Raw genomic sequence first — 7321 nt, 5'->3', positions numbered from 1 at the left:
ATGGGAGAAGCCATGGTGGTCATCCGCGAATACGTGAATGAAATGGAAGCGCTCGTCGCACGGAGCGTACTCGAAGCCCACCGGATTCCCGCCGTGGTGTTGCGGGACGATGCCGGCGGCATGCTTCCCGCCATGCGCCTGTTGTTTCCGGTGCGGTTGGCGGTACGCGAGAGCGAGGCCACGCAGGCGCTGCGCATTCTCGACGCACCGTTCGAGCCCGACGACGCAGCGGATGGCGAGATGTATTTCGACCGCCCCCCGGAAGGGTGAGCACGCCCTGATCGGTTCCGGTCGGCAGGCCCCTCCCCGCCCCGAGTAGTTTTGGGCATGTCAGTCGTGAAGGTCGACCCGCTCCGTCCCGATCCCGCCATCATCGCCGATGCCGGCGCCCGCCTGCGGCGCGGGGAGCTCGTGGCCTTCCCCACCGAGACGGTGTACGGGCTTGGTGCGAACGCGCTCGATGGTGAGGCCGTCGCGCGCATCTACGCCGCCAAGGGACGTCCTGCGTGGAATCCGGTCATCGCGCACGTCCCGAACGTGCAGGCGGCACGGGCGCTGTCACGAGACTGGCCCGCCACCGCCGAATGCCTCGCGCAGGCCTTCTGGCCCGGGCCCCTCACCCTCGTCGTGCCCAAGGCGCCCGCGGTGCCCGACGTGGCCACCGCCGGTCTCGATGCGGTCGCGGTGCGCGTGCCCGATCACCCGGTGGCGCTGGCGCTGCTCGACGCCGCTGGCGTGCCCGTGGCCGCGCCGAGCGCCAATCGCTTCACGCAGGTGAGCCCCACCACCGCCGACCACGTCGCACGATCGCTCGGTGATCGGGTGCCACTGGTACTCGACGGCGGACCGTGCGCCGTGGGGATCGAGAGTACCGTGGTGGATTGTACCGGCCCCGACGTCGTGATCCTTCGCCCGGGGATGCTGGGCCGCGAGTCCCTCGAGGCAGCGCTCGCGCCGTTGGGGGTGCCGGTGCGCCATGCCGTGCGCACCATCGCACACGACCGGTCTGCAGACGGCCTCTCGACTGCCGACACCCCGCGATCGCCCGGCATGGCCGATCGCCACTACGCGCCACGGGGCGACGTGTGGCTCTTTTCGTCGGCGCAGCGTCACGAGATGGCCAGCGCCATCACCGCGTGGTTCGCCGGTCGCACCGGTCCGGAGGCCCCGCGCGTGTACGCCCTGCTCATCGGTGCCCCGCTGCCACTCGCGCCCGGCGACGCGGCCGCGGTGACCCAGGTGCACATGCCCGACGCACCCGGCGAGTACGCGCGCGCCCTCTACGCCGCGCTGCACGATGCCGATGCCGATCAGGCGGCGCTGGTGGTCATCGAATCCCCACCCGAAACCGCGGCGTGGGACGGCGTGCGTGACCGGCTCACACGGGCAGCGCGGTGAGCTATGTTTCGCGCATGCTACCCATCGACCTGACCGGCAAGCGCGCCCTCGTGGCGGGTGTGGCCGACGACAACGGATTCGGCTGGGCCATCGCCAAGGCCTTTGCCGAAGCGGGCGCCAGCGTGTGTGTGGCCACGTGGCCGCCGGCGCTCAACATCTTCCTGAATCTCCTCGAGCGCGGCAAGCTCGACGAGTCGCGGCGGATGCCCGACGGTTCGCTCCTCACCTTCGAGCGCATCTATCCGCTCGACGCCGTCTACGACACGCTGGAGAGCGCGCCCGCCGAGATCCGCGAGAACAAGCGCTACAAGGAACTCGGCGATTTCTCCATCGACGGACTCGCTTCCCGCTTCGCGGCAGATTTCGGCGACCAGTCACTCGACATCGTCTTCCACTCGCTGGCCAACGGCCCCGAAGTGAAGAAGCCGCTGCTCGAAGTGAGCCGCGCCGGCTATCTCGCCGCCTCCAGCGCGAGCGCCTATTCGCTGGTGTCCATGGTGCAGCGCCTCGGGCCGCTCATGCGTCCGGGCGGCGCCGTCTGCTCGCTCACCTACATGGCCAGCGAGCGCGCCATTCCCGGCTACGGTGGTGGCATGTCGTCGGCCAAGGCGCAGCTCGAGAGCGACACCCGCACCTTGTCGTTCGAAGCGGGACGCAAGTGGGGGCTCCGCGTGAACACCATTTCGGCCGGCCCGTACGCCTCGCGCGCGGCCAGTGCCATCGGCATCATCGACACGATGGTGAAGTACTGCGCGGCCAACTCGCCGCTCGCCGAAGAACTCTCGGCGCGCGAAGTCGGCACCACCGCCGCGTTCCTCTGCAGCCCGCTCGCCAGCGCGATCACTGGCTCCACCGTGTACGTGGACAAGGGCTACCACGCGATGGGGATGGCCGTGGAGCCACCGAGCGAGGACCGGGCGCCGCGCTGAGATGCCCGACGCCTTTCGTGCGACACCCGTAGTGGACATCCCGGCCATTGCCCCACCCGCAATGGCCCGGGGGCTGGGCCTCCGCGCGCGCCTGATGCTCATGGTGCTCGTGGCGTTGCTCCCGCCCACGATCATCGGCGCGTTCGTCAGGTTCGACGGCACCGGACCCTCCCGCCAGATCCTGCTGGTGGTGTCGATGCTCCTGTCGCTCGGGCTGGCCTACGCCATGGCGTCGCTCGTCGTGCGTGCGCTGGAATCGCTCATCGCCGACGCCCATGCCCTCGCGGCCGGCGTGAGTGGCCATCGCTCGGTGGTGAGGTCGACCGACGAAATCGGCCAGCTCGCCGTGGCCCTCAATCAGATGGCCGAGACGGTCGAACGCCGCAATGCGGCGCTCGCCGACAACGAACGTCGCTACCGCTTCCTGTTCGACTCCAATCCGCTGCCCATGTGGGCGTGGGATGCGGAGACGATGAACATTCTCGCCGTGAACGAAGCGGCGATCGACCGGTACGGCTACGGCCGCGACGCGTTCCTCTCGCTCAAGATCGTCGACCTCCTCGACGCGAGCGAGCTGCCGCGTTTCAGTGGTGCACGCTTGCCCTTCTCCGAGTCGCGTCAGAACGCGGGTACCTGGATCCATCGCACCTCCGATGGCCGGGCCATCGAAATGGAGATCACGACCACCAGTTCGCGCCGCCTCGGGCGTGCGAGCTGGCTGAGCGTGGGTATCGATGTCACGGCCCGCCGGCAGGCCGAGCGCGCTCTCGCCCGCAGTGAAGAGCAGTTGCGGCAATCGCAGAAGATGGAGGCCATCGGCACCTTCGCCGGTGGCATCTCGCACGACTTCAACAATCTCCTCACGGGGATGTTGGGGTACTGCGACCTGATCCTCGCGCAGATGCCCAAGAACGCGGCGCACCGCGAGGATCTGAACGAGATTCGCGCACTCGCGCTGCGCGGCACCGAACTGTCGCGCCAGATCCTGTCGGTGAGCCGTCGGCAGATGGTGCAGCCCACGACGCTCGACCCCAATGCCGTCGTGCGCGATCTCGATCGGCTGCTACGTCGGGTCATCGGGGAGAACATCGAGCTCGTCACGCACCTCGACGAGCAGGTCGGCACGGTGCACGCCGACATGGCCCAACTCGAACAGGCGCTGCTCAATCTCGTGAGCAATGCACGGGACGCGATGCCGCAGGGCGGTCGCCTCACCATCGAGACGGCCGCGCTCGACGACACCGAGGTCCGTCGCCTGCGGCTCGATCAGCGGCTACCGTGGATGGCCATTCGCGTCCGCGACGACGGCGTGGGCATGGATGAAACGGTGCGGCAGCACATCTTCGAGCCCTTCTTCACGACCAAACCCAAGGGCAAGGGGTCGGGACTTGGGCTCGCGCTCGCGTCGAACGTGATGGACCAGAGCGGTGGTGAGATCCGCGTGGATTCGGAGGTGGGCCACGGCACCACCATGCATCTGCTGCTGCCGCGCCGTACCGATGCGGTGGTGCCCCTTCCCGCCATCGAAGAAGATCCGGAGCTGCTCAACGGGCAGGAAACCGTACTCCTCACCGAAGACGAGGACGCGGTGCGCACCGTGGCCGTGGCAGCACTCGAGCGGCGTGGGTACCGCGTCCTTGCGGCGGCCGACGGCGAAGCGGCGCTCGCCCTCTCGCGGGCGTTCGCAGGCCGGATCGACCTGCTCGTGACCGACGTCGTGATGCCGGGTATGAACGGGCGGGAGCTTGCCGATCGCCTCACCCAGGCGCGCCCCGGCCTGCCGGTCCTCTACGTCTCGGGATACACCGAGGACACCGAGCTGGTCTTCGGGCTTGCCGGAGAAAGCCGTTCACTGCTCCCCAAGCCCTTCACGTCCCTCGAGCTCGCCAGACGCGTGCGTTCGTCGCTCGATACGGCGGCGAAGCAGTCGGAGCGACCCGCGGCAGCTCCATGATGAACTGGATTCTGCTCGTCATGGCCACCATCGCGGCGGTGATGGTGGCCATGCTCGTCGGCGGTGCCATGGCACCGCGGACGCGCTTCTCGGTGCGCTCCCTGATAGTCCCGCACCCTGTCCCCGTCGTGTACGCGCGCGTCCGCGAAGCCGACGGGCCGCCGCGGTGGTGTGCGGAGCTACCCACGATGCAGGTCGCCGCCGAGCGGGCCCCACATGATGTCACGTTCACATTGCTCGACGATGACGGGACCGAGATGGGGCGCTGGCATGTCACCGTCGGGGTGCAAGAGGGGGCACACGTCGGTGGTACTGGCCACACGATCGTCACCATCACCGAGTCGGTGACTGTCCACAACCTGCTGCTCCGCTTCCTGCGCAGTCTCGGCGGGAACGGGGCCCGGCCGCAGCGCTTTCTGGAAGCGGTGGCGCAGCAGCTCGACGTGCCGGCGGATATCCGCTCGGCCTGAACCGACGTCATCCGCCTGAACCGACGTCATCCGCCGGTTGGCCCCGAAGACTCAAGAAGCGCCGGTGCCACGACGAGACTCAACCTGAGTCCGATGTTCCCGCTGGACGCATGCCCGGTGCGTCACGAGCGGCAGTAGCCATCGCTGCCCATTCCGAAGCAGATTCCATGATTCGCGTTACTGGTGGTACTCCATCGAGCGGAGTGCCCATCTCGTCCACACAGGTCCCGAACACCGAGCCATACGGCATGTCTGCCATTCCGCGTGTGCTAGTGACCGAAGATGATGATGCCGTACGTGGGGTGATTCTCCGCGTGCTGGGCGATCGCGGCTATCAGGTTCTGTCGGCGGGGCACATGCAGGATGCGCTCGAGCAGTGGGACGAGGCTGAATCATCCGTGGCAGCGGGACGCATCGACCTGCTGATCACCGACTACTTCATGCCCGGCGGCACGGGCCGCGATCTCGCCAACGCGCTGTGGGCCACCCGGCCGCAGTTGCCGGTGCTTTTCATGTCGGGCTACGACGAGGACACGCCACCCGATCTCGTCGTCGGCCGCGAAGTCCATCTCGCCAAGCCGTTCACCACCGGGCAGCTGCTCGAGCATGTGACGCAGTTGCTGGACATGGCCGGAATCCCGCTGCCAGCTAGTGGGGCCTGACCAGCAGGGTGCCCCCGGGCGTGTCGTGCAGGATGACGATGCGCCCAGGCGATGGCACATGCTCGCGCTGCTGTCGGTAGCCGAGTTGCTGGGGATGTCGCTGTGGTTCGCCGCGAGTGCGGTATCGGCGCAGTATCAGCAGATGTGGTCGCTCACCGCGAGCGAGGCCGCGTGGCTTACCACCGCCGTTCAGCTCGGGTTCGTTGGCGGGACCGCCGTGTCGGCGGTGCTCAATCTGGCCGATATCGTGGCCGCCCGCCGGCTCTTCGCCGGCAGTGCGCTTCTGGCCGCGGGGTGCAACGCCATGGTGCTATCGGCCCATGGACTCGACACCGCCCTCCTCTGGCGCGCGCTCACCGGTGTCTGTCTGGCCGGTGTGTATCCACCCGCGATGAAGATGATCGCCACCTGGTTTCGTGCGCGGCGTGGCATGGCGGTGGGCACGATCGTGGGGGCGCTCACGGTGGGCAAGGCGCTGCCATATCTGGTAAAGGCGATTCCCGGCGCCAGCATCGCGAACGTGACGCTGACCGCGTCGGTCGGTGCGGTGGCGGCCGCCGTCATCGTGTGGCGTGGCTATCGCGACGGCCCGTACGCGTTTCCGCCGCGCCGCTTCTCGTGGCAGTTGGTAGGTGATGTCGCACGCGAGCCGCGCTGGCGCCTCGCCATGGGCGGCTACCTGGGCCACATGTGGGAGCTCTATGCCGCCTGGACGTGGCTGCCGGTGTTCGTGGCGGCGAGCGTCGCCGCGCAGGGACTCGATGCGCGCACGGCCGGCATGCGCGCATCGGTGGTGGCATTCTGCGCCCTCGCGGTGGGTGGCGCCGGATGCGTGTGGGGTGGCGTGGTGGCCGACCGGCGAGGGCGGGCGTGGCTCGTGAACACGGCCATGATGCTGAGTGGTGCCTGCGCGCTCCTCATTGGCGCCACGTTCGGCCGTTCCCTGTGGCTGCTGGCCCCCGTGGCGCTCGTGTGGGGCTTCTTCGTGATCGCCGACAGCGCGCAGTTCTCCGTGATGGTCACCGAAAGCGTCCCTGCGCACGCGGTGGGCACGGCGCTCACCCTGCAGACGTCGCTCGGCTTTCTCCTCACCGCCGGCGTGATTCAGCTGGTGCCGCTGCTGGAAGCGCGCGTGGGATGGCCGTGGGCATTCACGATGCTCGCGCTGGGGCCGGTGGTGGGGATTGCGAGTATCAAGGTGCTCACCGACAAGCGCGTTGACTGAGAGCCGAGTACCGAGAGCTCAGAGCTGACGGCCGATAACTGAAGACTCCCCCCGAGCATTTCGCAATCTCGAGGGGAGTCTTCAGTTATCGGCTCTCAGTCTTCAGTCGCGCGGGGCGCGCATCACCACCGCAGACCCGTCACCACTTCCTCAGCACTCGTCTGCCGCGCCTGCGGCGTGTCGGCCGGCTTCACTTCGATGGCCGGATGCCCGTGCTTCTTGAGGATCTCGTCGATCGGCGGAATGAGCTCCTTGTACGCCTTGCGCAGTTCGACGAGGTAGCCCTCGAGCTCCTTGGTGAGCATATCGAACACCTGCTGCGACTGACGCGTGGGACGCGCTTCGGTGCTGCCCACCGTGCCCGCCAGCGCCGCGATCTGGTTGTTCACCTTGATCGGGTAGTTGAGCGGATCCTGTCCCGACTGGTTCTTCACCTGATAGATCTCGGCTTCCATGGCGCTGATCTTGGTGTCGAGCTCCTTCACCAGCTGCGCGTACTTGGCCGAGTCGGCGCCCACCTGGGTCATGCGCGCCTTCGCCTGGTTACGCACGTTGCGCACCGTGCGCACGGCGTCGTTGGCATCGGTGGTCCGATCGCGGATACCCATGAGCAGCTTGTACTGCGCCACGAGATCGGCGCCGGTGGCGTCGCTGCGCGGATCCTTCTTCACCAGGAGCTTCGT

At 67.9% G+C, this 7321-nt stretch carries 7 protein-coding genes and 1 pseudogene; 7 read left to right on the top strand and 1 reads right to left on the bottom strand.

Annotation, left to right across the window (positions count from 1 at the left end; translation table 11 throughout):
* The 7 genes from ACIQ6O_RS10595 to ACIQ6O_RS10565 form a co-directional block, all read left to right on the top strand.
* On the top strand, positions 1-270 hold a 270-nt coding region (locus ACIQ6O_RS10595; RefSeq protein ID WP_396207757.1), incomplete at its 5' end, for a hypothetical protein.
* 57 nt (positions 271-327) lie between these two features.
* On the top strand, positions 328-1398 hold the full coding sequence (locus tag ACIQ6O_RS10590; RefSeq protein ID WP_396207756.1) for an L-threonylcarbamoyladenylate synthase: 1071 nt from the start codon (positions 328-330) through the stop codon (positions 1396-1398).
* 14 nt (positions 1399-1412) lie between these two features.
* Entirely contained in the window at positions 1413-2327 is a 915-nt protein-coding gene (locus ACIQ6O_RS10585) for an enoyl-[acyl-carrier-protein] reductase (protein WP_396207755.1), read from the top strand.
* 1 nt (position 2328) lies between these two features.
* Entirely contained in the window at positions 2329-4281 is a 1953-nt protein-coding gene (locus ACIQ6O_RS10580) for an ATP-binding protein (protein ID WP_396207754.1), read from the top strand.
* A complete protein-coding gene (locus ACIQ6O_RS10575; RefSeq protein WP_396207753.1) occupies positions 4278-4751 on the top strand; it encodes a hypothetical protein in 474 nt (157 codons plus the stop codon). The genes ACIQ6O_RS10580 and ACIQ6O_RS10575 overlap by 4 nt, the downstream gene beginning before the upstream one ends.
* Positions 4752-4999: 248 nt before the next feature.
* Positions 5000-5413, top strand: a complete 414-nt coding sequence (locus ACIQ6O_RS10570; RefSeq protein ID WP_396207752.1) for a response regulator — start codon at positions 5000-5002, stop codon at positions 5411-5413.
* Between the two features lie 58 nt (positions 5414-5471).
* Entirely contained in the window at positions 5472-6638 is a 1167-nt protein-coding gene (locus tag ACIQ6O_RS10565; RefSeq protein ID WP_396207751.1) for a nitrate/nitrite transporter, read from the top strand.
* Positions 6639-6760: 122 nt separating this feature from the next.
* Here ACIQ6O_RS10565 and ACIQ6O_RS10560 read toward each other — a convergent pair.
* Positions 6761-7321, bottom strand: a pseudogene (locus ACIQ6O_RS10560) (glycosyl hydrolase); the annotation flags it as partial.

Origin of the sequence: Gemmatimonas sp. (genome assembly GCF_044345575.1) — a bacterium.
In the GTDB taxonomy this organism is placed as follows: domain Bacteria; phylum Gemmatimonadota; class Gemmatimonadetes; order Gemmatimonadales; family Gemmatimonadaceae; genus Gemmatimonas.
This window is presented reverse-complemented; position numbering and strand designations above follow the sequence as displayed.